The organism is Acetobacter estunensis, from assembly GCF_011516945.1.
In the GTDB taxonomy this organism is placed as follows: domain Bacteria; phylum Pseudomonadota; class Alphaproteobacteria; order Acetobacterales; family Acetobacteraceae; genus Acetobacter; species Acetobacter estunensis.
In genome coordinates this window covers 1-627 of the sequence record NZ_WOTH01000111.1, presented here as the reverse complement: position 1 = coordinate 627, position 627 = coordinate 1, and the positions used below count along the sequence as shown (strand labels likewise).

General features: G+C 58.9%; 1 pseudogene. It reads right to left on the bottom strand.

What is annotated here, in order from left to right:
- Positions 1 to 627, bottom strand: a pseudogene (locus GOB87_RS16510) (IS1380-like element IS1380A family transposase); the annotation flags it as partial.

Genomic DNA, 627 nt, shown 5'->3' with positions numbered 1-627 from the left:
GCTTCGTCACGAACCTCAGCGGACAAAGAGGCAATCCGGTCATACAGGCGGGTGTTGCCTGCAAGCCCGAACAGGAAGTCAACGTGGTTGTCTTCGCACCATGTCATCAGACTGTCCCGGGAGAAGCCACTGTCCCCGCGCACCAGAATACGCACCCTGGGCCAGCGGTTCCTGATCTGCTCCACGATCCGGCGGATGTCTGCCAGTGCTTCCTTCCCCGGGTCCCTGTCTGCCGTGCGCAGGGTAGCGCTGAGGAGATGATCCCCGCAAAAGATGTATAGTGGCAGATAGCAGTTATGGCCGTAATACCCATGAAAGGCACGGCCTTCCTGATGGCCATGGATACGGTCATCGGTGGCATCCACATCCAGAACGATCCGGGCGGGTGCGTGCTCATGCTGGTCAAGGAAGAGCGTGACGAACAGGGTAGCCAGGGCCTCATGATCAGCAATGATCCGACAGTAACGATCTGCCTTGTGCCCACTGCGCTCCAACCGGTTCAGTGTAGATTTGCCAGCCAATGCTGCGCAGTTTGCCCGGCCTCCTGACAGACGGCCCGAGGCCAGACCAAAGATCAGGTCATGCCGCAGGGCATCGTGATCATTGAGATCTTCATAGCCCAGTGCC